This is a genomic window from Ensifer sp. 4252 (assembly GCF_050434565.1).
GTDB lineage: Bacteria > Pseudomonadota > Alphaproteobacteria > Rhizobiales > Rhizobiaceae > Ensifer.
This window is the reverse complement of the sequence record NZ_JBNDIU010000011.1, coordinates 170,864-194,628: the sequence shown is the minus strand read 5'-3', so window position 1 is coordinate 194,628 and position 23,765 is coordinate 170,864. Positions and strand designations below refer to the sequence as shown.

The following is a 23,765-nucleotide window of genomic DNA, read 5'->3' as shown; positions in this document are numbered from 1 at the left end:
AAGGCCGTGCCGAAACTGATGCGCAAGGCATTCAAGGTGCGGGTATCGAGCGCCAGCGTCATGAACTGCGACCAGCCGAGGCCGCTCGAACGCCAAATCAATCCCGACAGCGGGATCAGGATGATCAGCACCAGCCAGAAAAGCGTGACGCCGAGCGCCAGACCAAACCCCGGAAGCACACTCGGCTGACGAAACCGCCAGCGCCTGTTGTGGCCACGCTCTCTCAAATCCAACCCACCTCTCATGCGCAAGGTAAAAAACCAGGCGGTCCTCAATGATCGACCAGGCCGTTTCCAACCAAGCGATCGCCCTTCCGATCAAAGCTCAAACAAACCCGACAAGCCCGCCGCCCTAGCACCGCTGGTCGGCAAAACCTATCTGGTCCGCCGCCAACCTTGCTGTTCCTTCGCTCGGCTTGTCGAGTTGGCCGAACACAGCACCACTCCTCAAAACTTCGATTGCGCTTGCCGCCGAAGTCCGCAGGTCAAACTATCAATTTCCCGGGCGCCAACAACGCAATTTTTTGACTGCAGGGGGCCTCAAAACGAAACTGATTTCGCTGAGAAACGCGTCAAAGGAAACACTCTGCCTCAAGCATTGTTCCACGGCCGCCACGGCAATCTCAGCGGTATGATCTGAAGCTGAAGAAAGTTATGCTATAGAATTTATAGATATTGGACGTTCCTTGCTTACCTCGTGCTACCCACCTTCGCATAATCGCTTCATGAAATGTTTGACCGACAGGCGGTGGCCGCACCGTCGCTTGGCCCGTGTCGCAAGAGGCTGATACCATGGCGAAAACCTTGATCATCCCGGGTCTCTTCGGGTCGGGCGCGGCGCACTGGCAGCGCCACTGGCTGGACGACCAGCCGCGGGCGACGCTCGTTGAGCAAGATGACTGGGACCACCCGGTGCTCGAGCGGTGGCGTGTCGCGCTGGAACGGGCGATTTTCCGTTACGGTGTCGTAGACGTTGTGGCGCACAGCCTGGGCTGCATCCTTGTTGCCAGCCTGGCGCGAAGACCGCTGGCGCGCCAGATCAGAAGCGCGCTTTTGGTGGCACCCTGCGATCTGGACGTGACGGAGCGGATTCATCCCGGCGCGATCGCGTTCGGCGCCATGCCGGAGCAGCCGCTGCCGTTCCCGAGCCTGATCGTCGGCAGCCTCAACGACCCCTACATGTCCTTCGACCGCTTACGGCACATCTCGACCCGCTGGGGCAGCCGGCTCGTCGATCTCGGTCATGCCGGGCACATCAACGTTGCAAGCGGCTTCGGCCGGTGGTCGCGCGGCTACGACCTGCTGACCGTGTTGAACGGAATTGCGCGGCGCGAACAGCCCCATGCGAACGTTCAACAAATCGGTGAAAACCGAGAGGGCAGCGCCGTCGCTGGACGATAGATAATAACCCGGTCTGACCCTGAACTTGCCGTCTTGAAACCAAGGGCGGACACAAAGGGCTTGATGTCCGCTCGAATTCGCGTTCTAATAGCGCATAAACTTTATAGAGTATGCCGTATAGGGATGACCATGCGCCGAGGTGCCAGGCCAGCCAGAACAACGGATACCTACTCGCCGGCCGGTGCGGCTGGCGGAACCAACCCCCGACACTGCAGAGTTGAGCCAAGGCAGCGGCCGATCTCGGTGCTGGGCGATACCCCAAGGTCCGGTCCGTGTTCGGGATCGGAACAGCCATGCGTATCAAACTTTGCCGGCTGACCACAGTCAGGCCACAAGGGAGCTCACATGACTGTCCACGGATTGTTTGCCAAGATTTCGCCCGACAGTGACAGCCCCAGGGAAAAACCACGTATCGCCATCATCGGCCGCGGTTTCTCGGGGATCATGATGGCGATCGCCCTGATGAAGTCGGTACGAACAGCATTTCATGTCCATCTCTTTGACCCGCAACCGACCATCAGCGGCGGTCAGGTCATGGCCGCGCCCCAGAGCGGGGAAATCCTCAACAGCCGCGTGCGCGATCTGTCGGTGGCCGCCGGACAGCCGGAGGATTTCAACGACTGGCTTTGTGCCAACCAGGATTTTCGCTCCGCCGTCTCCGCCGCCATTCCGGGGTTCCAGCAAATCTTCGTGCCGAAGAGCATCTTCAGCGACTATGTCTATCAGCGCTTTTCCGAAGCGTTGACGCGCCGGCCGGATATCTCGATGCAACTCTCCTGCCAGGCGGTACAGGGCTTGCGAAAGCTGCCATCCGGTCGCTTCCTGGTTCTGCAGGAAGAAGGCTCGATCGAGTGCGACGTTGCGGTGCTCGCAACCGGATTCGGTATCCGCGCGCTTGAAATGGAGGTCTCAGACGAGGAGCGTCCCTTGGTAAGAGCGCGGCGTCTGGTCGTACCGCGCCATGCCGTGCTGCTCGGCAGCGGGGTGCGTGTCGTCGATCGACTGCTGCAATTGCGCGACAACGGCTATGCCGGCGAGATCACCATTGTATCCCGCCACGGTTTTCTGCCGCAGTCGCACACACGGCTGGCGGCGGCGCCGACTTTCCCCGTTGATCCGATGCCGGCAAGGCTGCGCGACATCGTCCGCTTTGTGCGGCAGGCTTGCGCCGAGGCAGAAGCCAATGGACTGAGCTGGCAGGCGGCGATGAACGGGCTCCGGCGCCGTGCGCGTTCTCTGTGGCAGGGGCTGCCCGAACAGGAGAAGCGTCAGTTCAACCGTCATCTGCGCTCGATCTACGACAGCCATCGCAACCGCCTGCCGGCACCATTGCACCTGCGACTGCAGCAGGAACTGGCCGATGGCCGCACCGTCGTGCGCAAGGGCTGGGCCGGGCGCCGGCGGCCAGACGGGCTCATGGTCCGCTGGGCAGGAGCCCCGCAGGAAGATCTGCTTGTGGCCGATCAGGTCATCGACTGTCGCTGTTCTGCGCCTGATCTCAAGGCGCCGGTCATTCAGAACCTCTTTGCCGGCGGTCTGGCGCAACCGGATGAACTCGAGCTCGGGCTTGCCGTCAGCCCGGCGGGCGAGGTGCTCTCGGGCGGCCACCCAACGGCCAATCTCTATGCGATTGGCCCATTGGGTCTCGGCAGCCTGCCCGATATCGATCTGGTGCCCGAGATTGTCACGCAAACCTATGCGGCGGCCCGGTTGATCGCCACCCGCCGCCGGGTCACGCAGAAGTCTGCATAGCAAGCGCGGCAGTTGCCCGTCAGCGGTGGTTGGACCACGGTACCAGCCGCCGCTCGATCCATCGAGCAACCACTTCGAACAGGAAGGCGACGACGGCGATCACCACGATGCCGGCAATGACGATGTCGGTGACCAGGAACTGGGCAGCCGACTGGATCATGAAGCCGAGGCCGCGTGTCGCTGCCACAAGTTCGGCGGCAACCAGCGTCGACCAGCCGGCGCCGAGCGCGATGCGCGTGCCGGTGAGAATGGATGGTAACGCGCCGGGCAGGATCACATGTGACAGCAATTGCCGCCTCGATGCGCCGAAGGCGCGCGCGGCATTGATATGGTCGACCGATGCGGATTTCACTCCCGCAGCGGTCGAAAGAATGATCGGCGGCAGCATGGCCAGCGCAATCACCGCGATCTTCGATGCCTCGCCGATACCAAGCCAGATGATAACGAGGGGCAGATAGGCGAGCGGCGGCAGCGGTCGGAGAAATTCAACGATCGGATCGAGGATGCCCTTGCCCCAGCGGCTGGTGCCGATCGCCAGGCCTGCCGGTACGCCCAGAACGAGGGCTACACCGAGAGCTCCGAAGATGCGCGACAGGCTGGCGGCAAGATGCTGCGCCAGCGTCGCATCGACAAAGCCCGTCAGCGTCAGTGCGCTTAGCGCCCGAAGCACCGCCAGCGGCGACGGCAGAAACAGCGGCGGTGCCAGCCCATAGAAAGAGACAAGGCTCCAGAGGCTGACCAGCGCAGCAATCGTCGCTACCGAAATCCAGAGAACGGGCAGCCTGCGTCGCCGTCTGGTCTCGATTTCACTGCTTGGCTCGAGGTTGGTGGACGTCGCTTCCAGGGAAAGGGTCATGCTGCCACACCTTCGTCTTCGGAGTGAATGAGGCCGGTCAAACCATCATGCAGCCGCCTGAACTCGGCAGAAGCCCGCAGCTCTGATTGCGGAATTCCGAAGAGATAATCGCGGCCGAAATTGACGGCAATGATCTTCGCAATCCGGCCCGGGTTGGCGCTCAAGACGACGATGTGGGTCGCCAGCATCAAGGCTTCATCGATGCTGTGAGTAATGAGCAGGGCGCCGGCGCGGCTAGCCTGCCACATGTCCAGGAGAAAGCCCTGCATGCGCACACGCGTCAGCGCGTCCAGTGCGCCCAGCGGCTCGTCCATCAGCAGGAACCGTGGGCTCGAAGCCAGGGCCCTTGCAATGCCGACCCGCTGGCGCATGCCGCCTGAAAGCTCCCAGACCTTGCATTCGGCCGCATCCGGCAGGCCGACCCGCTCCAGCAGAGCCTGCGCTTCCTTCAACCGCTGATCCCTGCCGACGCCGCGGAGCCGCAAGGGGAAGGCGACGTTTTCGATCGCCGTCAGCCACGGATAAAGTGCGTCATCCTGAAAGACGACGGCGCGGTCCGACCCGGGCCCAGATAATGTCTGGCCATCGAGTGCGATCCGGCCACTGCTTGGAGCCAGGAATCCCGCTGCCAGATTGAGCAGGCTTGTCTTGCCCGAACCGGATCGGCCGATCACCACGACGAAATCGTCGCCGGCAATCTGCAGATCGATCCGGTCTAGAACCAGCGGCGCGCGTGATCGACTATCGCCAGCCGCGTACCGCAACGAGACATTCTCAAGCGTAAGCACGGACATTGTGCAGCCCCTTGATATCCGAGGTAGACAAATGGATGGGCTGGCAGTTTGCACCGGGCATGCCGCCAGCCGTTGAGTGGCCTATCCAGTCCTGCTCAGAAGGAAAGTTTGGCGGCTTCCTGTGCCCAGCGCGCAGAGACATACGGGCCGTAATCGGTCAGGACTGCCGGGATCTTTCCCTGTTCGAGCAGGAAGGCCGACGTTTCTGCGACCGCCTTGGCGGTTGCGCCGCCGAGAAGATCGGGGCCAGCCTGCTCATCCAGGGACGGAAAATAGTATCCCTTCAGCAGCGCCAGTACGTCCTCGGGCTTGGCGCCCGTCAGGCGCGCGATCTTTTCGGCCTGCGTCGAGGTCGCTCCCCAAGTCTCCGGTTTTGCTCGATAATCGGCATAGGCGTCACCGGTGACCTTGACGAACCCGGTAACGATATCCGGGTGTTCCTCGGCGAATTTCTTGCTGACGATCCAGGCATCGAAGGTCGGCCCGCCCCACTTGGCGACGTCGGCGGAGGTGGCGAGCACCGTCGATGTCTTCTTGATCTCGGACAGGACCGGATCCCAGACATAGGCGCCGTCAATGTCGCCGCGCTGCCAGGCCGCCGCGATTTCCGGCGGGCGCAGGTTGAGAATCTCCACCGATTTCGGATCGATGTTCCAATGCTTCAGCGCCGTCAGCAGGCTGTAATGGGCTGTGGATACGAACGGCGTTGCGATCTTCTTGCCGGCGAGTTCCTCCGGCTTGCTCACCCCTTTGACGGCGAGAGCCTCCGCGTCGCTGATCAGGCCGACCACGAAGATGGTCTCGAACGGCAACTCCCGGCTGGCCGCAGCCGCCAGCGGCGACGAGCCGACATAGCCTATATCGATGGAGCCGGATGCGAGCGCTGCGATGACATCGGCGCCGCCATCGAACTTCTGCCAGTTGATTTGCGCGCCGGTCACCTTCTCATAGGTGCCATCGGCCTGCGGCACGCGCGACGGTTCGACGATCGGCTGATAGCCGATGGTCAGCGTGGTGTCCGCGGCCTGGGCGGTGAACAATCCCTGCGCCCCCAGCAACAGCGCTGCGGTTGATACCAAAAGTGTGCGTCTTGCGATTGTCATTGCCGTGCTCCTCAACGGTTTGCCGATGGCCCCGTCGCGGAGCCTGCATTCATAATCTCAAAATCCATGGATTTTATAGAGATAAAAAATACCCCGTTTGAGCGACGGGGTATGAAGCCATTCCAAACTTTGGCCGATTGGGCATCTTCTTTGCCCGCTCAAGCATGGCCGCCTGCCGCTACGGCTGGAAACTGCCGTAACGGCCACCGTGATAGAGAACCGGCTCGCCTGCGCCTGCGGCAATCGCCAGGACCCGTCCCAGGATGATGGCGTGGCTATGACGCTCGATGATCTCCTCGACTTCGCAATCGATCCCGGCGAGCGCGCCGTTCAAGACGGAAGCGCCACTGACGAGTGTCCGCCAGTCCGCGCCGTTGTACCGCGCGGCGCCCTTAAGCCCCCCGAAACCTGCGAACCGCTCGGCCACGTGCTGCTGCTCGTTTGCGAGGATGTTGACGCAGAAATGCCGGTGGCGTTCGATGACCGGCCAGGTGGACGATGTCCGGTTGATGTTGACGATCATCGTCGGCGGGTCGACCGAAAGCGCCGTTGCCGATGTCACGGTCGCGCCGGTGCGATCGTCGCCGATGCCGGCGGTGATGACCGACACGCCGCCCGACAAGTTGCGCATTGCGGATTTGAGTTCGGCTGGCGTCACCGGGGTCGAGTAACTGACGGACCTGTCGGGCGTCGTGAATGCTGGAGAAGCGGCAAGAGCGATGTTCATGAGATATCCTCGAAAAATTTGACCTGCTTCCCGGTCGTCAAACCGCAATCCGGGAAAAATTTTTCCTCCACTCAAAAATGATCGCCGGATTTTTCATTGTCAATAAATTTTATAGAGTTTATCTTTTTTGAGCTGCCGGCCGTGTTTGCCGCATGCATCGATCGTGTCCGAGGAGAATTCGCATGGGCAACACGCCTGACAAAATCAACGTTCTCTGGTTCCTGCCCACCCACGGCGACAGCCGCTATCTCGGCACGACACGGGGAGGGCGTAACGTCGATCTGAACTATCTGAAGCAAGTAGCGCAGGCGGCCGATTCGCTGGGCTTTTATGGCGTGTTGATCCCGACCGGCCGCAGTTGCGAAGACAGCTGGGTGGTGGCGTCGGCTCTGGCGCCCTTGACCGAGAAACTGCGCTTCCTGATCGCGGTGAGACCGGGCCTGCTTTCTCCGACGCTGGCTGCCCGGATGACGGCCACGCTCGATCGGCTCTCCGACGGACGGCTGCTGATCAATGTGGTGACCGGCGGCGACCCGACCGAAAACAAGGGCGACGGCATCCATCTTTCGCATGCCGAGCGCTATGAGGTCACCGAGGAGTTTCTCAACGTCTACAAGGCCGTCCTTCGTGGCGAGGACGTGACCTTCAAGGGAAAGCATTTCGACATCGAAGGCGGAAAGCTGCTGTTTCAGTCTGTTCAGACGCCGCATCCGCCGCTCTATTTCGGCGGTTCCTCGGGCAAGGGCCAGGAGGTCGCGGCCAGAACGATCGACAAGTACCTGACCTGGGGTGAGCCGCCGGAAGACGTCGCCAAGAAGATTGCCGAAGTGCGCGCGCTGGCCGACGCGGAAGGCCGTGAGGTTACCTTCGGCATCAGGCTGCATGTGATCGTGCGCGAGACCGCAAAGGAAGCATGGCAGGCGGCTGACGACCTGATACAATATGTCGATGACGAGACGATCGCCGCGGCACAAAAGGTGTTCGAGCGCATGGATTCGGTAGGTCAAAGCCGCATGAGCCGGTTGCATGGCGGCCGGCGCGACAAGCTCGAGGTGGCGCCCAACCTCTGGGCCGGCGTCGGTCTCGTGCGTGGCGGCGCGGGAACAGCGCTTGTCGGCGACCCCGATCAGGTCAAGGCGCGGATGGAAGAGTACCGCGAGATCGGCATCGATACGTTCATCATGTCTGGCTACCCGCATCTGGAGGAGGCCTATCACTTCGGCGAACTGGTGCTGCCAAACCTGCCGCTTAACCACTCGGTTCCCGCGCGCGAAACATCGATCAATACCGGTCCGTTCGGCGAGACCATAGCCGGTGACCACAGGCCAAAGCTTAAGGTCTCGCAATCGTGACGCTCCGAGCTCGCCGACCGGTTGTGGCAGCCATAGGCGGGGGATTTACCGGTGCAGCTGTTGCGGCCAATCTAGCCAGGAACACGACCGGTCAGGCGGTCGATATCATCGTCTTCGAGCCTCGGGCGCACCTGGGTGCCGGTCTTGCATATGATACCTCCGATCCGGCCCATCGCATCAACGTACCGGCGGCGCGCATGAGCCTGATGCCCGACGAACCGGATGATTTCCTGCACTGGCTGGCAGCTGACGGCGAGCCGCGCGATGACGCGGCCGCGCTTGCCGAAGACGGGAATCTCTACCCGCGGCGCGCGGTCTTCGGCCGCTATGTCGGCGACTTCATCGCCCCGTATCTTAAAAGCGGCCAGGTCCAGCACTGTCGCGAGCGGGTGGTCGAGATCGTCAGGACCGGTGAGCGGTGGCGGATCGAGGCGGATGGAGGAACTTGCATTCTGGCCGACATCGCCATCATAGCCACGACCCACCCGGCGCCTTGCGCGCCCCGAAACATCGCCAAGGCGCTCGCCGGCCATCCACGATTCGTCGCCGACTCGACAGTATCAGGCGCCCTCTCCGAGATCCGTGGGGATGATCGCGTCCTTGTTATCGGCAACGGCCTGACCGCGGCCGATGTCATCGCCTCGCTCAGACGTAGCGGCCACAAGGGGGCGATCACCGCCCTTTCTCGCCGAGGGCTTCGGTCGAGGGGACACGCGACGGTGGCGCAGGAGCCATTTGGAGATTTCGTCACCAAGCCTTCGAGAACCGCTCTGTCACTGTTGCGTCGAGTGCGTCATGCCGTTCAAGAGGCGCCCACAGCGGATCGGAGCTGGCACGCGGTTTTCGACGCGTTGCGCACCCAGGGCGGCGAGATCTGGGGAGCGCTACCTATCCCGGAGCGAAAACGACTTGTTCGCCACCTAAGGCCCTATTGGGACGTGCATCGCTTCCGTGTCGCGCCGCAGATCGACGCGGTCATCGCGCAAGGACTTGAACACGGCGACGTGCGGGTTCTTGGTGGATCGGTGAAAGAGATAGCCCAGCTCGGCGAGCTCATCAGTGCCGAGGTTAGACACCGTCACACCGGCACGTGCGAGCAGATGACGTTTGACGCCTGCGTCGTAACCACCGGCCCGGCGCACACGGGCATTCTCAGGAGCCAGTGCTGGCTGGCCGATATGGCCGGCGCCGGCCATCTGCAACTGGATGGGGTGGGCCTCGGCCTTGCCTGCGATGAACAAAGCCGCGCAGCCGACCGCGACGGAAAGAGCGAGGACACGCTTTTCATCGCCGGCCCTCTTGCGCGTGGCACATTCGGTGAGTTGATGGGACTGCCGCAGGTGAATGATCATGCGATCTTCGTCGCTGATCAGGTCGCGCAGCGGCTCGCACGTCAGTCCGGGTTCAGGCCTGTGGTGAAAACCGCCTGATACGAGCTTCCTTTATGCCTTCCCGGGAAGGAAGCCGGGGGCCACGTCTAACCTTCGTGCTGGCCCTCGAGACGCCGCCTCCAGTCCTCGACCTTGCGGGTGGCCAGCCGCTTGATCGCATAGTCGCGCCAATTCGTCGGCAGCAGATCAAGGTTGGCGATCTCCCGAAGGGCGTCCTGGTTCATCGTGTCGACATAGAGGTAGTGCCAGAGCCGTCGAATAGTCCAGGTCGGGCACCGGCGCTCGACGATGACGAAGGCATCGTCAACGCAAACACGTCCTTCCTCAAGCACGCGGTAGTACCATCCCGTTCGTCCGGATTGCTGGACGCGGCGGGCCATGTCGGAGAGCCCGAAGCGCTTGTTCAGTTTCCAGCACGGCTGCCGTCCCTGGCTGACTTCGAGCAGGGCACGCCCCAGACGGAACCGATCTCCAACGGCCACGTCGTCTTCCGTTAGCCCTGATGTCGACAGGTTTTCGCCGAACGCTCCCGGGTGATCGAGAACCGCCGCCGGGCCGATTTCCGACCGCCAGAGCCGATAGTGATCGCCGGGATAGTGATGCACGGCCTTCTCGATGCCGCCGTGCCGTTTGAGATCACCCTGATTATCGCCAACAAAACCGGTGATCGCCAGATGCAGTGCCCCGGCGACGGGTTTCTTGTCGATACCGCTTTGCGTCCCGCGCTCATCAATGGCGGTGAGTTCGCCCACAAGCAATGCGTCGAGGGCAATCGGTCTTGCTTGTTCAGGCCGCATGCAATTGCTCCAACCATGCCGCCATCATCGCGTCGGCGGCAGTCGCCAGCGTAGCCCCGTGTTGCGCGGCATCGGCCCGAAGTTTCGCGATGTCGATTTTCGCTGCCGCCAGTTCGCAGGCGTGACCGACCAGCCACCGTTCGAACGCTGCTCCGGCATCCGCCTCGGGGTGGAACTGAAGCCCGAGAGCAGTGTTGCCGATTGAGAACGCCTGCTGCACGGTCTTTGAGGTCGATGCCAGCAAAGTTGCCCCTGCGGGAAGATCGTAGGTATCGCCGTGCCAGTGCAGCATCGGCACGCCATCCAGATGGCGAAGCGAAGAAGCGCGGCCAGCCTCGCTAAGGCTGATCGGCTCGAAACCGATTTCCTTGATCCCTGAGGGAAAGACCCGCGCGCCGCCTGCGCGCGCAATCAGTTGCGCGCCAAGGCAGATGCCGAGGGTCGGCCGTCCCGTCTTCAATCGTGCGGCCAGCACCTCGACCTCCCGCTGCAGGAACGGGTAGGTCCGGTCTTCATAGACGCCGATCGGCCCGCCGAGTACCACGACAAGGTCGGGCGCATCCGGTGCGAAATCCAGAAAATCGGCGGTCCCGACATCGCGGTACTCTATCTCGTAGCCGGCGCGGCGAAGGGGAGTGGCAAAGGTGCCGAGATCCTCGAAGTGAACATGCCTGATCACCAGGGCCGATTTCAGCGTCATCGTATTCCTGTCTCCATTCGGCGTGAGATCTCATCGGGAATTGCGCAGCCGTCAGTCGTGCAGCCGGCGAGATCTAGCGGCGATGTCGTTGTCGGCAACGGTTCTGCAAGCGCTGTCGCCAGCCAAGCTCCGACGAGCAGATCGTCCTCGACCCCGAATCGATGATGGCGGACCTTGCCGTCGCGGCCAATGATGATGGTCGTGGGCGTGCCGCGCATACCATAGCGCTGCATCGTGCGCGGTATCGGCGTATCGGGTGATGCAGCGTCGACGGCGATTGGAAAGCTCAGCCGGTATTCGTGGATGAACGCCTTGAGAGCCTCCGGACCCATCGCTACGTGGTGTTCGAAGACTGTGTGCAGGCCTATCACTTGAAGATCGGTGTCGCGAAACAGGCGTTGCACGCGCTGGGTTTGCGGCAATCCGTGTGACACGCAGGCGGGGCAAAGCATCTGAAAGGCGTGGATGAAGACGACGCGTCCGCGCAGCATATCGAGGTTGAGCGGCGTTGCGGTGTTGAACCAACTGCTCACGTCCAGCTCCGGCGCCTGATGTGGGGTATCGGCTATCATGAGACCATTCCTTTGGGGAGTGGCCGGGCAGGCCGGGCCTGCCCGGTGGGTTGTCAGGCGGCTTCGCGGACGAGTTTGACACCGGGGAAATCGACCGGAACGGCCAGAGCCACGTTGATGTAGTTGGTGAAGAGATTGAGCGCCAAATGGGCGATGATCTCGACGATGTCCTGATCATCGAAGCCGGCATTGCGCACCGTCTTGACGTCGGCATCCGAGATCTGCCCGCGCTGCTCTACCAGCGTACGAACAAACGAAAGCACCGCCGCCGTCTTCGGATCACTGGAGTGGCAGCGTTGGGCGTCGGCCATTTCCTGAGCGGTTGCGCCGGCCTTGCGGCCGAGCGCCGTATGAGCGGCCAGGCAATAGTGGCAATCATTGCGGTCGGCAACGGCGACGGCAATCTGCTCGCCGAGCTTGGCGCCAAGCCGGCCGTTGCCGAGGGCACCGAATGAGCCCCACATGCTGGCAAGTGCTGCCGGGGAGTTGGCCACGGCCTTGAACATGTTCGGCGTCGCGCCGAAGGCCGCGTGAATGTTGCTCAGCAGTTCTGCGCTGCTTCCGGTTGCCGTCTTGGGGTCAACTAGATTAATTCTGCTCATGGTTTTCTCTTTCTATTTGCGTGGAGGGAGAAAATGCCGGTCCGCCGATGGCAGTCGACGGACCGGCGCCGACATCATCGGGATCGAAAACACGTTTGAGTGCGGTGTTTTTTTCGATCTCGAGGGTGAAGAGCTTTTTCCTGGTGGAGATTTCTGCAGGCTTGGGCGTGGCAGCGCCCGTTATAGTGGTCGAAACGGATCCCAGGCGATTGGTGTCCTTCATTGCATCTGCCCCGACCTTAGGCCGCGCCGCGGTTGAATATCTTCCAGACGGATGCCCGGCTTGTCGCGTCTGCGGTTTCGTATTCGCCGCAATCGATCCGCAAATCCGCCTGGCCAAACGGTGCGTTGACGAAGGCGCAATGGTGCGGCTCTTTCGCGCCTGGATAGACGTTGGGCTGGAAGTATCGGCAGTTCACGCACATGCGCTGTTCCGGGATGGCGCCGGACGCCTGCAGCGCGCGTATGATCTTGACGAGATGGAGCAACAGGTCCTCCTGTTCGAGCGTCGACAGCGATGCGAAGGCATCGTCGGTTGCCGAGGCGATCATACCGGCGCGGCGCACGGCGGCCTCGCCTTCGGCAGTCGCGGCCACCGCTACGGCCCGCGCATCCGAAGGATCCGCGAGCTTCTCGACAAAACCCTTGCGCGTCAGCGCATTGATCGAATCCGTCGCGGTCGGCTGGCTGACGCCGAGATAGGCGGCGATCTGCTTGACCCGCATGCCCGCTTTGCCACGACCGACCAGAAAGATCAGGATCTGCAGTTGCGTCGGGTTCAGTCCGATCACGTCGGCGGCCGTCCAGGCTTCTGTGCGCAAGGCGGTTGCGATCCGCGCGAACCCGTCGCCGATACGGTCGATAATTGTAGGAGGGATTTGCGTGTTTGTTACCATGCGTCACATATATAGGAGTCCTATTTAATGTCAATTCACCGTCACCAGGAATCCGCGCCCAATTTGACGCGCATCAAATTCGGCATGCGGTCTTCGGACTATCAATGCTGCGAACAACCCAAGCACGGGCTGCTCGGTCAAACGGAGAAGACGATGTTGAAAGCAATCAAGAGCGGATTGGGCCTCGCGGTGGCTGCCATGCTTATCGCTGCGCCTGCAACCGCCGCGGATTTCGAAGTGCATATGCTCAACAAGGGCAAGGAAGGCGCGATGGTTTTTGAGCCGGCGTCGTTGAAGGTTGCCGCCGGCGACACGGTTACCTTCATCCCGACCGACAAGGGCCATAATGTCGAAACGATCAAGGGCATGATCCCGGACGGCGCGGAAGCCTTCAAGAGCAAGATCAACGAAAACTACAAGGTGACCTTCACCGCGCCCGGCGTCTACGGCGTGAAATGCACGCCGCACTATGGCATGGGCATGGTCGGCGTGGTCCAGGTCGGCGATAGCCCTGCCAATCTCGAAGCGGCGAAGGGTGCCAAGAACCCGAAGAAGGCGCAGGAGCGGCTGGATGCCGCCTTCGCGGCGCTCGGCAACTAAGGCCGCGGCACACTGAAACGAGCGGGCAGGGACAGGCCGCTCGAAGGCGCCGCTCACCGGGCGGAAGGCGGCGCCATCAGGTGGAACCAATGCGAAGCCTTCGCGTTGGTTCCACATGGATCAGATCGCAGCAGACATGTTTCCCCCGTCCCACATTCCTTATCAGGTCATCTTCGCGCGCATTTTAGGTTCCCTGCTGATGGGGGCGATCATCGGCTTCGAGCGTGAGGCGAAAGCCCGGCCGGCCGGTCTCAAAACGCATATGCTCGTGTGCCTTGCTGCCTGCACCTTTGCAATCATCTCGCTTGAAAGCGTCTACATGAAGGGCTTCCTCGACGAACGGGTTCGCATCGATCCCTTGCGCGTCGTCGAAGCCGTCACAGCCGGTGTCGCCTTTTTGGCCGCCGGCACCATCATCTTCGCGCGCGGACAGGTTCAGGGCCTGACGACCGGCAGCAGTCTGTGGCTGGCCGGTGCCATTGGCCTCGCACTCGGCTTTGGCCACTGGATCATTGCGGCTTTCGCAGTCGGGTCTGCCTTTCTTGTTCTCTCCGTCGTCGGCTGGCTCGAGACCGAGGTCAAGGAGGAGACGCAGCCTGATCCTAACCGAAGAACTGCAGAGCGTCCTGACGACAAACCTGCCCACACCCGCGACAGCGCGCGCTAGCCTCGAACTCCCCTTTGTTTCTCAGGGTCGCCTGTCCTCATATGCGCCGACTGAGCAACGTTTCGATCTACGACACAAGCTGTGGAGCCTGGCCAGCCGCGCTGGCCGTCGCGCGCCGGGTGGTAACGCCCGGCGCCTCCGGGCCACGTTGGATCTTGCAAATCACTTCCATATGTGAACATTATCTTTACATAAGAAAACCAATGGAGGAGATAATGACCCAACTTCCGCGCCATCGCGGCCTGAACCGCCCCACCGACAATCCCCAACTGCGAATGCTGCCGCGAGCCGGCGCAGGCTTCCCTCATGAATGAATTTTCGCCAACTGTCGGCGTCTCGACGACGCGCCCCACCGACATGCCGGAGGATCATGCGGCCCTTCCGGTCTGGAACGCTGAAAACTGGTTCTACGAGGATTGGCCGGTCGGCCAGCGCATCCGGTCGCTGCGCCGGACGATCTCGGAAAGCGACAGCCACCTGTTCAATACGCTGGTCGTCGACATCCACCCTTACGTCCAGGACCAGATGTTCGCCGAGCGCGAAGGCATCTTCGGCCGTCGCCTGGTGGCTGGCGCCTTCGTCTTTTCGGCCGGTCTCGGCCTCGTCGCCACCAACTGCGTCAACGCCTTCTCCTACGGCTACGACAAGCTGCGCTTCATCAAGCCGGTCTTCCTAGGCGACACGATCTACACGATCCGCACCAACATGGACAAAACACCGCGCTACAAGGAGCTTGGCCTGATCCGGGCCAGCTATCAGGTTTTCAAGAACGAGGGCGAGCTGGTGCTCTATTGCGAGCATCTGCAGACGGTGAAGTACAACAATCCGGCCGACTTCGTCGGCAAGACAGAGAAATAAGAACGGCGATGCACGAGGAAAATGAACTGCCATTGGCCGGTCTTGTCGTCGTCGACATGAGCCAGTTTCTCTCCGGTCCCTACTGCTCCCTGAGGCTGATGGACCTGGGGGCGCGCGTCATCAAGATCGAGCGCCCGGATGGCGGCGATCTTTCGCGCCGCCTCTACCTCAGCGACACCGAGATCGGTGGCGATTCCACCATCTTCCACGCGATCAATCGCGCCAAGGAGAGTTTGGCAATCGATCTCAAGGACGAAGCTGACGTAGCCGCGCTGAAGGCACTGCTCGCCAAGGCCGACGTCCTGATCCAGAACTTTCGACCCGGCGTCATTCAACGGCTGGGCCTCGATTACGAAGCCGTTCGAGCGATCAACCCGCGCATCGTTTACGCTTCGATCAGCGGTTATGGCGAGGAGGGCCCCTGGGTCAAACGCCCGGGCCAGGACCTTCTGGCGCAGGCGCGCTCCGGCGTCATGTGGTTGAACGGCGACGAAGCGCAAGGGCCGGTCCCCTTCGGCCTAGCCATTGGCGATATGCTGGCCGGCGCCGCAGCAGCACAGGGCATTCTTGCCGGCCTCGTCCGCCGCGGCATCTCCGGCAAGGGAAGCCTGATCGAAACGAGCCTGCTCGAAGCGCTGGTCGACTTCCAGTTCGAGGTTCTGACAACCCATCTCAACGACGGCAGACGACTGCCGAAGCGCTCGGATTTCCGCAGCGCCCATGCCTATCTGTCGGCGCCTTATGGGGTCTATCCCGCCAAGGACGGTTACCTCGCCATCGCCATGACGCCGATCTCGAAACTTTCCGACCTCCTGAACATGCCGCAACTCGCACCCTATTGCGACGACCCGTCATCCTGGTTTTCGGCTCGGGACGAGATCAAGGCCCTGATTGCCGAGCGCATCGGTGAAAACACGGTGGACCATTGGCTGGCCGTGCTCGAGCCGGCCGACATCTGGTGCGCGCGCGTGCTCAACTGGAACGAATTGCTGGAGAGCGACGGTTTCCGCACCCTCGACATGCTGCAGACCGTCAATCGCGAGGATGACGTGTCGATCCTGACCACGCGTTCGCCGCTTCGGGTCAACGGTCGGCGCGCCCAAGTCGACCGAGCGGCCCCCAGGATCGGCGAACACAGTGCCGCGATCCGAGAGGAGTTCGGCCTATGAGTGTCACTCTGAAGGGCATGACCTGGAGCCACCCCCGCGGCTACGATCCGATGGTGGAATGCTCGAAGCTCTGGCTGGAAAAGAGCGGGATCGACATCCACTGGGAGAAGCGCTCGCTGCAGGATTTCGAGACCTATCCGGTCGAGCAGCTCGCCAAGGCATACGACCTGATCGTTATCGATCACCCGCATGTCGGGCAAATCACCAATGAAGGGTGCCTGGCGCCGCTCGATGTTCCCGGCCGGGAGGCGGAGCGTTCCGCGCTTGCAGCAGGCTCCGTCGGGCAATCCTATCCGAGCTACGCCTGGAACGGGCGTCAATGGGCGTTTCCGATCGATGCGGCGACGCAGGTCCAGGCTTGGCGCCCGGATCTTGGCGATCGTGTTTCGACCTGGTCCGAGATGCTGGACCTCGCGCGCAAGGCTGCGGTCCTTTTGCCGCTGCGGCCGCCGCATTCGCTCATGAGCTTCTACACGCTTTGCGGCAATCTCGGCCACCTCTGCACCGTGGATGGACGCGCAGACCTCGTCGATCGTGACGGAGGCGTGGCCGCCTTCGAGATGCTCTCCGAGCTTGCATCGCTCATCGACCCCACCTGCTTCGAGATGGATCCGATCGCGGTGCTGGAGGCGATGTCGGCCCCGGACGCAACAGCCGTCTGCGCGCCGTTGATCTACGGCTATGTCAGCTATTCGGTCCGCGGTTTCCGCCCGTCGCTCATCCGCTTTGGCGACATTCCGGTGACCGGCCAACATGGCCCGAGCGGTTCTGCGCTTGGCGGAACAGGCATCGCCGTCTCCGCCTTCTCCTCGTCCATCGAGGCCGCGACCGACTTTGCCTATTGGGTTGCAAGCGGTGAGGTGCAGCGCCAGGCCTACGCCTTTGGCGGCGGACAGCCGGGACATGGCGATGCCTGGGACGACGATGCCGTGAACACCGCAACATCAGACTTTTATCGCGCGACCCGCCCAACCCTTGAAACCGCATGGGTGCGCCCCCGACACGATGGCTACATGCCATTCCAGCAAGCGGCCTCGGATCGCATCAATAGCGGGCTCTTGTGCAAGGAGAAGGCGCGGCAGGTCGTCGACGATCTCAACCGGCTCTTCGCCGAAAGCTTCGCGACGGTGTAAAGACCGACACCGGAGATGAGCGATCGGCTCATCTCCGGTGCTCAGCAAGAGGTTCGCTCCAGCGGCTTCGGGCCTTGTCGAGCAGGTGGGCACCCACGATTGGGCCGCGTTGCTTGCTTACGCGAGATTCCAGATTCGACGTGCGTTTGCCGAAAGCAGCTTTGTCCGCTCGTCCGAACTGCAGCCATTGAGCAACGCGTGGGTGGTCGCAACCCAGGTGGAAAGATTGCCGCCGAGCGTGCAGACGGGCCAATCGCTACCCCAGACGACGCGATCCCAGCCGAAGGCGGCGATCGTATGCTCAACGTAAGGTCTTAGCGTCTCGACATTCCAGCTTTCATCGGCATAGGCGACGACGCCGGATATCTTGGCAACCACATTCGGCCGCTTTGCGATCTCGCTCATATGGTCGCGCCAGGGATGCTCGGCACTACTGCGGATATCGGGAACGCCGCAATGGTCGAGCACGAACTGCAGATTGGGCACGAGATCGGCAAGGGCGATCGCCTTGGGGATCTGGTGCGGCAGGACGCAGAGATCGAAGGTAAAACGGCTACCGGCAAGCCGCTTGATGTTCTCGCGGAAGCGGGCGCCGTCCGACAGATCGTCTGGCATCACGTGCAGGACGCGGCGAAAGCCCTTGACCAGCGGGTCTGCCTGCTGCCGGTCGAGATAGGCGGCAAAGCCGTCTTCCTCGGGGCGGCAGGCGGCAATTGCCCCCTTGAGCAGGCTGTCCGCCTTTTGCGAGAGCTGCCGAACCTCTAAAGTCTCCATCTCCATTTCGCTGGGATCGACATCAACTTCCATGTGCAGCGCCATATCGATGCCGACACGCCGAGCCTCCGCCTCGTAGGTCGAGTAGAGAAAATCCCGATCAAGCGCCGGAACGCCCGCCAGCCAGGGATAGCGCAATGCGGACTTGTTGATGAGATGCAGATGGGTATCGACGATCACGATGCGGCCTCCTTCGTATGCTTCACACTCTCACATGGAAAGAGATCATTCAAATAAGAAATTTGCCACCCATGGTGACCAGGGACGTCAAACGCCGATGGTAGGAGCCCGCGTCTGCTCATTCCGGCGATTGCGCCACATCGGATCCCGCGAGCACCGAAAGCTGTGTCGCCGCGATGCGTAAGAGCGAGATCGTCTCGGTGATATCAGGCGCAGACGGCGCATTGACCAGGGCGATATAGGGAATGGTCAGTGCCGCGATGCCGCGGCCGTCGGGACCAAGAATGGGAGCTGAGAGATTGTAGACGCCGGCCGTCTGGGCGCTTGCCATCATTTCGTAGCCGCGCTCGCGGATCTGGTCGAGGCGCGCATAGAATTCCGGACCAAGCGAGATCTCGTCCTTACTGCGTGCATGTTCCGCGATCATCATTTCGCGTTCCTCGGGCGTGCGGAAGGCGAGCAGGATGTGGCCGGACCCGGTATCGAACAGGCTGATATGTGAACCGACCCTGATCGAGATGCCCCAATAATCCGGCGCTTCCTGCTGGGCAATGACCACGGCCGAGCCCCGGTCGAACACGGCCAACTGGTTTGCCTGCTTCGACCTTTGCGCAAGATCGCGCATCAGCGGCGTCGCATAGGAGGCGAGGCGCCGCACCGGAGCGTGAAGCTGGGCCAGGCCGAAAAGTTTCAGCGTCAGGGAATAGCGATCGCCATCAATACGCGTGACATAGCCGCGCCGCACCAGTCGGTCGAGCATCCGGTAGAATTCGTTCGGGCTGCGATTGAGCCTTTTCGATATCTCCGCCTGCGTCAGGCCGCCATCTACGCTCGCCAGCAGTTCGAGAATATCAAGTCCCTTGTCCAGCGCGGGGGCGCGGTAGCGATCGGACTCTTCGGTGTCCATGGGCGTCCTCCTTAGTGAATATTGATATCCATATACGCAGACAAAGCTGCCGACAAAAGAAAGTTGACCCTTGACGGGCGATAAAATTATTGTTTGTATATGAATTAGTTTCTCACAAATGAGAAATGCGTGCCGGGATGAGGGTGCGATTCAGTGGAGGAGAGGTTATGAACAGGCTGCTTTCCGGCGTCTCGGCCGGAGTCATCATGCTTGCCTGCGCAGTGGGAGCGGCCAATGCCGCGGAACTGCCCGGCAAGTTCGAAGGCGTCACCATCGACGCCAAGCTGATCGGCGGACAGCAATACGAAAAGCTCTATGAGCGGATCGCGGAATGGGAAAAGGCGACGGGCGCCAAGGTCAACATTCTGTCGAAAAAGAATCACTTCGAACTCGACAAGGAGATCAAGTCGGATATCGCCACGGGCGGCATTAGCTGGTGCGTCGGTTCCAACCATTCTTCCTTCGCCCCGCAGTATCCCGACATCTACACCGATCTCCTGGCACTGCTTCCGCCGGAAGAGGTCGCGAAATTCGTGCCTGCCGTGATCGATGCCTCGACGCTCGGCGGCAAGCTCGTCATGCTTCCGCGCGCGCAGTTCGACGTATCGGCGCTCTATTATCAAAAGAGCCTCTACCAGGACGAGGCCAAGAAGGCGGCCTTCAAGGAAAAATACGGCTACGATCTGACGCCGCCGGATACCTGGGCTCAGGTCAGCGACCAGGCCGAATTCTTCGCCGCACCACCGAACTTCTACGGCACGCAGTTTGCCGGCAAGGAAGAGGCCATCAATGGCCGCTTCTACGAAATGCTGGTCGCCGAAGGCGGCGAATACCTCGACAAGGACGGCCGTCCGGCCTTCAACTCCGAGGCCGGCATCAAGGCGCTCGACTGGTTCGTCAAGCTCTACAAGGACAAGGCCGTTCCTCCGGGCACGACCAATTACCTCTGGGACGATCTCGGACAGGGCTTTGCGTCCGGCTCAATCGCCGTCAACCTCGACTGGCCTGGCTGGGCGAGCTTCTTCAACGATCCGAAGTCGTCGAAGGTCGCCGGCAATGTCGGCGTCAAGGTTCAGCCGGCTGGCTCCTCAGGCAAGCGCACGGGCTGGTCCGGACACCACGGCTTCTCCGTCACCGAGGATTGCGCCAACAAGGACTCGGCCGCTTCGCTCGTCTGGTGGCTGACCAACGAGGACAGCCAGAAGCTGGAATCGGCGCCTGGTCCGCTGCCGACACGCACAGCCGTCTGGGAATACAACATCAAGGCCGCCGAAGGCGACGCCTACAAGACCGAGGTGTTGCAGGCTTTCCAGGAAGCGGCAAAGCATGCCTTCCCGGTTCCGCAGACGGCCGAGTGGATCGAGATCTCCAACGCCGTTTATCCGGAACTTCAGGCCGCCATCCTCGGCGACAAGACGTCCAAGGAAGCGCTCGATAGCGGCGCCGAAAAGGCGACCGGTATCCTGGAAGACGCCGGAAAGCTCTGATCGCAGATAAGGAAGGCGGCGCCGATACGAAGGTGTCGGCGCCGCCTTCGCCGTTTACGGCATAATCCTGCAGGTCGAATTCGATCGAAGGAAAATTATGTCGGGAATTTAAAGCCTTGTAGCGCTTCTTTCGTGTCATATCTGATGCGTGGCGCTGCGAAGTCACCCTCAGGAATGCCTGATGAAGCTCAAGAAACTGTCTGCACCGGTCCTTCTGCTGCTGCCGGCCTTTGTCGTGCTGGCAGCGGTCATCGTGCTGCCGCTCCTCTTTTCATTCTACTCGAGCTTCACGCCGTTCCGGCTGACCAAGCCTGAAACGCTCTGGATCTTCGTCGGCCTGCGCAATTACATCACGGTGTTGAGCAACTGGGATTTCTGGGTCGCCTTCGGCCGCACCGTCCTTCTTCTTACCGTTGCGCTGAATACGGAGATGCTGCTCGGCCTCGGCCTCGCGCTCCTCGTCAACAAGGCCACTCATGGTCAGCGGTTGCTCCGCACGATCATGATGTTCCCGATGATGTTTTCACCGGTGCTCGTCGGCTTCCAGTTCAAGTTCATGTTCAACGACAACATCGGTTTCGTGAACAACGCGCTGCAGTCGCTCGGGCTGACGGACCGGGCGATCCCCTGGCTGATCGACGGCAACCTTGCGATGATCTCGATCATCATTGCCGAGGTATGGTCGTCGACCGCTGTCTTCGCCATCCTCATTCTCGCGGGTCTCCTGGCGATGCCGAAGGATCCGGTCGAGGCGGCGCATGTCGATGGCTGCACCCCCTGGCAGACCTTCCGTTACGTCACCTGGCCCTATCTCATGCCGTTTGCCTTCATCGCCATGACGATCCGTTCGCTCGATGTCGCCCGCGCCTACGACATCGTGAAGATCATGACCGATGGCGGCCCTGCCAAGCGCACCGAACTCCTGTGGACCCTGATCGGCCGCACCGCCTACGCCGACGCCCGCATGGGGATGGCGAATGCCATGGCCTATGTCGCCATCCTGCTGTCGATCGTCTTCACCGTCTATTTCTTCCGCAAGCTCGCCGCCGCGCGCCAGCAGATCGGAGCCGAGTGGTAATGGATATCAATTCTTCGCATCGCCTGCGCCGGCGTCTCCTGAAGACGGCGCATCTGATCGGGCTGTTTCTCGCCATGGCGGTGATCTGCCTGCCGGGCCTCTGGATCGTGCTGTCGTCGCTGCGCCCGACCGTCGAGATCATGGCCAAGCCGCCGGTCTGGATTCCGGAGAGCATCTCGCTTGATGCCTACCGCGCCATGTTCGCTGGCGCGGGCCAGGGCGGAGTTCCCGTCTGGGATTATTTCCGCAACTCACTGATCATCTCCGTCACGTCGACGGTGATCGCGCTCGCAATTGGCATGGCCGGCGGTTACGCCTTTGCCCGCTACCGCTTCAAGGCGAAGTCGGCTATCTTCCTCGGCTTCATGCTGACGCGGGCCGTTCCCGGCATTGCGCTGTCGCTGCCGCTGTTCATGATCTATGCCCGCACCGGCATCATCGACACGCATTTCTCGCTGATCCTGACCTATGTCGCGCTGAACGTGCCCTTCACCATCTGGCTGATCGACGGCTTCTTCCGCCAGGTGCCGAAGGATCTGGCCGAAGCAGCGCAGATTGACGGCTGCACACCCTGGCAGGCCTTCTGGCAGGTGGAGTTCCCGCTTGCAGGGCCCGGCATTGCGTCCGCCGGCATCTTCGCGTTCCTCACGTCCTGGAACGAATATGCACTGGCCTCGCAGATCACCCGCTCGGTGAACTCGAAAACCCTGCCTGTCGGCCTGCTCGACTACACCGCCGAGTTCACGATCGACTGGCGCGGCATGTGCGCGCTCGCCGTGGTCATGATCGTCCCGGCGCTCACGCTCACCTTCATCATTCAAAAGCACCTCGTTTCGGGCCTCACCTTCGGCGCGGTGAAAGGATAACATTCATGGCTCCTGTCACCCTCAGGAAATTGGTCAAACGCTATGGTGCGCTCGAAGTCGTTCACGGCATCGATCTCGAGGTGAAGGATCGCGAGTTCATCGCGCTGGTCGGCCCGTCCGGTTGTGGCAAATCCACGACGCTGCGTATGATCGCCGGCCTCGAAGAGGTCAGCGGCGGTGCCATCGAAATCGGCGGCCGCAAGGTCAACGACCTGCCACCACGCGCCCGCAACATCTCGATGGTCTTTCAGTCCTATGCGCTCTATCCGCATATGACGGTCGCCGAGAACATGGGTTTCTCGCTGAAGATCGCCGGCCGCTCCGCTGACGACATCAAGGCGCGCGTCGAGGAGGCTGCAACCATCCTCGATCTCGGCCATCTGCTTGAACGTCGCCCGTCGCAGCTGTCCGGCGGTCAACGCCAGCGCGTGGCGATGGGGCGCGCGATCGTGCGCCAGCCCGACGTCTTCCTGTTCGATGAGCCGCTTTCGAACCTTGACGCCAAGCTGCGCACCCAGGTGCGCACCGAGATCAAGAAGCTGCATGCCCGCATGAAGGCGACGATGATCTATGTGACGCATGACCAGGTCGAGGCGATGACGCTGTCCGATCGTATCGTCATCATGCGCGACGGTCATATCGAGCAGGTCGGAACGCCGGAAGAGGTGTTCCAGAAGCCAGCGACGAAGTTCGTTGCCGGCTTCATCGGCTCGCCGCCGATGAACATGGACGAGGCTGTGGTCGACAATGGTCAACTGGTCTTTGCGACCGGCGTCCGGCTGCCGATCCCGCCGCGGTTTATCGGCGTGATCCGCGCCGGCCAGAAAATCACATTCGGCCTGCGTCCGGATGATATCTACCCCTCCGGCCACGGCCTTCACGCCGGTGATGCCGCCGCCGTGCACGAGATTGATCTGCCCGTCACCATCACCGAGCCGCTCGGCAACGAGACGCTGGTCTTCATTCAATTCAACGGTCGCGACTGGGTTTCGCGCATGCTCAATCCGCGCCCGCTGCGCTCGGGTGAAAGCGTGCGCATGAGCTTCGATCTCTCCCGCGCCCATCTCTTCGACATCGACACCGGAAAGGCTCTGGAAGGCTGAC

General features: G+C 61.6%; 25 protein-coding genes and 1 pseudogene. 13 read left to right on the top strand and 13 right to left on the bottom strand.

Annotated features, from left to right (window positions below; all coding sequences use genetic code 11):
* Nucleotides 1-233, bottom strand: a pseudogene (locus ABIE33_RS20945) (molybdate ABC transporter permease subunit); the annotation flags it as partial.
* Between the two features lie 558 nt (nt 234-791).
* Here ABIE33_RS20945 and ABIE33_RS20940 point away from each other — a divergent pair.
* On the top strand, nt 792-1,400 hold the full coding sequence (locus ABIE33_RS20940; protein WP_429128916.1) for an RBBP9/YdeN family alpha/beta hydrolase: 609 nt from the start codon (nt 792-794) through the stop codon (nt 1,398-1,400).
* Nucleotides 1,401-1,745: 345 nt separating this feature from the next.
* Nucleotides 1,746-3,152 (top strand): FAD/NAD(P)-binding protein, encoded by a 1,407-nt coding sequence (locus ABIE33_RS20935; RefSeq protein ID WP_429128913.1) that lies wholly within the window; start codon nt 1,746-1,748, stop codon nt 3,150-3,152.
* A gap of 19 nt (nt 3,153-3,171) precedes the next feature.
* On the opposite strand, the gene ABIE33_RS20930 is transcribed toward ABIE33_RS20935, so the two are convergent.
* The 4 genes from ABIE33_RS20930 to ABIE33_RS20915 all read right to left on the bottom strand — a co-directional run bounded on the left by ABIE33_RS20930 (nt 3,172) and on the right by ABIE33_RS20915 (nt 6,632).
* On the bottom strand, nt 3,172-4,008 hold the full coding sequence (locus ABIE33_RS20930) for an ABC transporter permease subunit (protein WP_429128911.1): 837 nt from the start codon (nt 4,006-4,008) through the stop codon (nt 3,172-3,174).
* A complete protein-coding gene (locus ABIE33_RS20925; RefSeq protein WP_429128908.1) occupies nt 4,005-4,802 on the bottom strand; it encodes a taurine ABC transporter ATP-binding protein in 798 nt (265 codons plus the stop codon). Before ABIE33_RS20925 ends, ABIE33_RS20930 begins: the two co-directional genes overlap by 4 nt.
* 95 nt (nt 4,803-4,897) lie before the next feature.
* Nucleotides 4,898-5,905, bottom strand: coding sequence for a taurine ABC transporter substrate-binding protein (gene tauA / locus ABIE33_RS20920; protein WP_429128906.1), 1,008 nt, complete (start codon nt 5,903-5,905; stop codon nt 4,898-4,900).
* A 178-nt stretch (nt 5,906-6,083) separates the two neighbouring features.
* Nucleotides 6,084-6,632, bottom strand: coding sequence for a flavin reductase family protein (locus ABIE33_RS20915; RefSeq protein ID WP_429128904.1), 549 nt, complete (start codon nt 6,630-6,632; stop codon nt 6,084-6,086).
* A gap of 182 nt (nt 6,633-6,814) precedes the next feature.
* Between ABIE33_RS20915 and ssuD the strand changes: the two genes are divergently transcribed.
* Nucleotides 6,815-7,984: an FMNH2-dependent alkanesulfonate monooxygenase gene (ssuD, locus tag ABIE33_RS20910; RefSeq protein WP_429128901.1), complete on the top strand. Its 1,170-nt coding sequence runs from the start codon at nt 6,815-6,817 to the stop codon at nt 7,982-7,984.
* On the top strand, nt 7,978-9,414 hold the full coding sequence (locus ABIE33_RS20905) for an FAD/NAD(P)-binding protein (RefSeq protein ID WP_429128950.1): 1,437 nt from the start codon (nt 7,978-7,980) through the stop codon (nt 9,412-9,414). The genes ssuD and ABIE33_RS20905 overlap by 7 nt, the downstream gene beginning before the upstream one ends.
* A 47-nt stretch (nt 9,415-9,461) precedes the next feature.
* On the opposite strand, the gene ABIE33_RS20900 is transcribed toward ABIE33_RS20905, so the two are convergent.
* From ABIE33_RS20900 to ABIE33_RS20875, 6 genes are read right to left on the bottom strand one after another with little or no spacing between them, the layout of a single operon-like run.
* Nucleotides 9,462-10,172, bottom strand: a complete 711-nt coding sequence (locus tag ABIE33_RS20900) for an MOSC domain-containing protein (protein WP_429128898.1) — start codon at nt 10,170-10,172, stop codon at nt 9,462-9,464.
* Nucleotides 10,162-10,872, bottom strand: coding sequence for a glutamine amidotransferase (locus tag ABIE33_RS20895; protein WP_429128896.1), 711 nt, complete (start codon nt 10,870-10,872; stop codon nt 10,162-10,164). Before ABIE33_RS20895 ends, ABIE33_RS20900 begins: the two co-directional genes overlap by 11 nt.
* Nucleotides 10,869-11,444 (bottom strand): redoxin domain-containing protein, encoded by a 576-nt coding sequence (locus ABIE33_RS20890; protein ID WP_429128894.1) that lies wholly within the window; start codon nt 11,442-11,444, stop codon nt 10,869-10,871. The genes ABIE33_RS20895 and ABIE33_RS20890 overlap by 4 nt, the downstream gene beginning before the upstream one ends.
* A 53-nt stretch (nt 11,445-11,497) precedes the next feature.
* Entirely contained in the window at nt 11,498-12,046 is a 549-nt protein-coding gene (locus ABIE33_RS20885) for a carboxymuconolactone decarboxylase family protein (protein ID WP_429128893.1), read from the bottom strand.
* A complete protein-coding gene (locus ABIE33_RS20880; RefSeq protein ID WP_429128891.1) occupies nt 12,033-12,269 on the bottom strand; it encodes a hypothetical protein in 237 nt (78 codons plus the stop codon). Before ABIE33_RS20880 ends, ABIE33_RS20885 begins: the two co-directional genes overlap by 14 nt.
* 16 nt (nt 12,270-12,285) lie before the next feature.
* Nucleotides 12,286-12,867: a MarR family winged helix-turn-helix transcriptional regulator gene (locus ABIE33_RS20875; RefSeq protein ID WP_429128890.1), complete on the bottom strand. Its 582-nt coding sequence runs from the start codon at nt 12,865-12,867 to the stop codon at nt 12,286-12,288.
* A gap of 228 nt (nt 12,868-13,095) precedes the next feature.
* Between ABIE33_RS20875 and ABIE33_RS20870 the strand changes: the two genes are divergently transcribed.
* The 5 genes from ABIE33_RS20870 (at nt 13,096) to ABIE33_RS20850 (ending at nt 17,369) form a co-directional block, all read left to right on the top strand.
* A complete protein-coding gene (locus tag ABIE33_RS20870) occupies nt 13,096-13,542 on the top strand; it encodes a pseudoazurin (protein ID WP_429128887.1) in 447 nt (148 codons plus the stop codon).
* 115 nt (nt 13,543-13,657) lie between these two features.
* Nucleotides 13,658-14,209, top strand: coding sequence for an MgtC/SapB family protein (locus tag ABIE33_RS20865; RefSeq protein ID WP_429128885.1), 552 nt, complete (start codon nt 13,658-13,660; stop codon nt 14,207-14,209).
* 306 nt (nt 14,210-14,515) lie between these two features.
* Nucleotides 14,516-15,067, top strand: a complete 552-nt coding sequence (locus ABIE33_RS20860) for a MaoC family dehydratase (RefSeq protein ID WP_025428732.1) — start codon at nt 14,516-14,518, stop codon at nt 15,065-15,067.
* Nucleotides 15,068-15,075: 8 nt separating this feature from the next.
* The gene (locus ABIE33_RS20855; protein WP_429128882.1) at nt 15,076-16,236 is read left to right on the top strand and encodes a CaiB/BaiF CoA transferase family protein; all 1,161 of its coding nucleotides are present in this window, start codon (nt 15,076-15,078) and stop codon (nt 16,234-16,236) included.
* Nucleotides 16,233-17,369, top strand: coding sequence for an extracellular solute-binding protein (locus ABIE33_RS20850; protein ID WP_429128879.1), 1,137 nt, complete (start codon nt 16,233-16,235; stop codon nt 17,367-17,369). Before ABIE33_RS20855 ends, ABIE33_RS20850 begins: the two co-directional genes overlap by 4 nt.
* Nucleotides 17,370-17,486: 117 nt before the next feature.
* On the opposite strand, the gene ABIE33_RS20845 is transcribed toward ABIE33_RS20850, so the two are convergent.
* Nucleotides 17,487-18,323, bottom strand: a complete 837-nt coding sequence (locus ABIE33_RS20845; RefSeq protein WP_429128876.1) for an amidohydrolase family protein — start codon at nt 18,321-18,323, stop codon at nt 17,487-17,489.
* 118 nt (nt 18,324-18,441) lie between these two features.
* Nucleotides 18,442-19,230, bottom strand: a complete 789-nt coding sequence (locus ABIE33_RS20840; RefSeq protein ID WP_429128873.1) for an IclR family transcriptional regulator — start codon at nt 19,228-19,230, stop codon at nt 18,442-18,444.
* Between the two features lie 167 nt (nt 19,231-19,397).
* Between ABIE33_RS20840 and ABIE33_RS20835 the strand changes: the two genes are divergently transcribed.
* The 4 genes from ABIE33_RS20835 to ABIE33_RS20820 all read left to right on the top strand — a co-directional run bounded on the left by ABIE33_RS20835 (nt 19,398) and on the right by ABIE33_RS20820 (nt 23,764).
* Nucleotides 19,398-20,717 (top strand): sugar ABC transporter substrate-binding protein, encoded by a 1,320-nt coding sequence (locus tag ABIE33_RS20835; protein ID WP_429128870.1) that lies wholly within the window; start codon nt 19,398-19,400, stop codon nt 20,715-20,717.
* A 181-nt stretch (nt 20,718-20,898) separates the two neighbouring features.
* Nucleotides 20,899-21,795 (top strand): carbohydrate ABC transporter permease, encoded by an 897-nt coding sequence (locus tag ABIE33_RS20830; RefSeq protein ID WP_112806807.1) that lies wholly within the window; start codon nt 20,899-20,901, stop codon nt 21,793-21,795.
* Nucleotides 21,795-22,661 carry a carbohydrate ABC transporter permease gene (locus ABIE33_RS20825; protein WP_025428739.1) on the top strand — a complete coding sequence of 289 codons (867 nt, stop codon included), beginning with the start codon at nt 21,795-21,797 and terminating at the stop codon, nt 22,659-22,661. The genes ABIE33_RS20830 and ABIE33_RS20825 overlap by 1 nt, the downstream gene beginning before the upstream one ends.
* A gap of 5 nt (nt 22,662-22,666) precedes the next feature.
* Entirely contained in the window at nt 22,667-23,764 is a 1,098-nt protein-coding gene (locus tag ABIE33_RS20820) for an ABC transporter ATP-binding protein (protein WP_429128866.1), read from the top strand.
* The last annotated feature ends 1 nt before the right edge of the window (nt 23,765 follow it).

What these genes read in the sequence shown, in the direction of transcription:
- ABIE33_RS20940 (WP_429128916.1), top strand. Translation starts at nt 792, where the DNA reads ATGGCGAAAACCTTGATCATCCCGGGTCTCTTCGGGTCGGGCGCGGCG.
- ABIE33_RS20935 (WP_429128913.1), top strand. Translation starts at nt 1,746, where the DNA reads ATGACTGTCCACGGATTGTTTGCCAAGATTTCGCCCGACAGTGACAGC.
- ABIE33_RS20930 (WP_429128911.1), bottom strand. Translation starts at nt 4,008, where the DNA reads ATGACCCTTTCCCTGGAAGCGACGTCCACCAACCTCGAGCCAAGCAGT.
- ABIE33_RS20925 (WP_429128908.1), bottom strand. Translation starts at nt 4,802, where the DNA reads ATGTCCGTGCTTACGCTTGAGAATGTCTCGTTGCGGTACGCGGCTGGC.
- tauA (WP_429128906.1), bottom strand. Translation starts at nt 5,905, where the DNA reads ATGACAATCGCAAGACGCACACTTTTGGTATCAACCGCAGCGCTGTTG.
- ABIE33_RS20915 (WP_429128904.1), bottom strand. Translation starts at nt 6,632, where the DNA reads ATGAACATCGCTCTTGCCGCTTCTCCAGCATTCACGACGCCCGACAGG.
- ssuD (WP_429128901.1), top strand. Translation starts at nt 6,815, where the DNA reads ATGGGCAACACGCCTGACAAAATCAACGTTCTCTGGTTCCTGCCCACC.
- ABIE33_RS20900 (WP_429128898.1), bottom strand. Translation starts at nt 10,172, where the DNA reads ATGCGGCCTGAACAAGCAAGACCGATTGCCCTCGACGCATTGCTTGTG.
- ABIE33_RS20895 (WP_429128896.1), bottom strand. Translation starts at nt 10,872, where the DNA reads ATGACGCTGAAATCGGCCCTGGTGATCAGGCATGTTCACTTCGAGGAT.
- ABIE33_RS20890 (WP_429128894.1), bottom strand. Translation starts at nt 11,444, where the DNA reads ATGATAGCCGATACCCCACATCAGGCGCCGGAGCTGGACGTGAGCAGT.
- ABIE33_RS20885 (WP_429128893.1), bottom strand. Translation starts at nt 12,046, where the DNA reads ATGAGCAGAATTAATCTAGTTGACCCCAAGACGGCAACCGGAAGCAGC.
- ABIE33_RS20880 (WP_429128891.1), bottom strand. Translation starts at nt 12,269, where the DNA reads ATGAAGGACACCAATCGCCTGGGATCCGTTTCGACCACTATAACGGGC.
- ABIE33_RS20870 (WP_429128887.1), top strand. Translation starts at nt 13,096, where the DNA reads ATGTTGAAAGCAATCAAGAGCGGATTGGGCCTCGCGGTGGCTGCCATG.
- ABIE33_RS20865 (WP_429128885.1), top strand. Translation starts at nt 13,658, where the DNA reads ATGGATCAGATCGCAGCAGACATGTTTCCCCCGTCCCACATTCCTTAT.
- ABIE33_RS20860 (WP_025428732.1), top strand. Translation starts at nt 14,516, where the DNA reads ATGAATGAATTTTCGCCAACTGTCGGCGTCTCGACGACGCGCCCCACC.
- ABIE33_RS20855 (WP_429128882.1), top strand. Translation starts at nt 15,076, where the DNA reads ATGCACGAGGAAAATGAACTGCCATTGGCCGGTCTTGTCGTCGTCGAC.
- ABIE33_RS20850 (WP_429128879.1), top strand. Translation starts at nt 16,233, where the DNA reads ATGAGTGTCACTCTGAAGGGCATGACCTGGAGCCACCCCCGCGGCTAC.
- ABIE33_RS20840 (WP_429128873.1), bottom strand. Translation starts at nt 19,230, where the DNA reads ATGGACACCGAAGAGTCCGATCGCTACCGCGCCCCCGCGCTGGACAAG.
- ABIE33_RS20835 (WP_429128870.1), top strand. Translation starts at nt 19,398, where the DNA reads ATGAACAGGCTGCTTTCCGGCGTCTCGGCCGGAGTCATCATGCTTGCC.
- ABIE33_RS20830 (WP_112806807.1), top strand. Translation starts at nt 20,899, where the DNA reads ATGAAGCTCAAGAAACTGTCTGCACCGGTCCTTCTGCTGCTGCCGGCC.
- ABIE33_RS20825 (WP_025428739.1), top strand. Translation starts at nt 21,795, where the DNA reads ATGGATATCAATTCTTCGCATCGCCTGCGCCGGCGTCTCCTGAAGACG.
- ABIE33_RS20820 (WP_429128866.1), top strand. Translation starts at nt 22,667, where the DNA reads ATGGCTCCTGTCACCCTCAGGAAATTGGTCAAACGCTATGGTGCGCTC.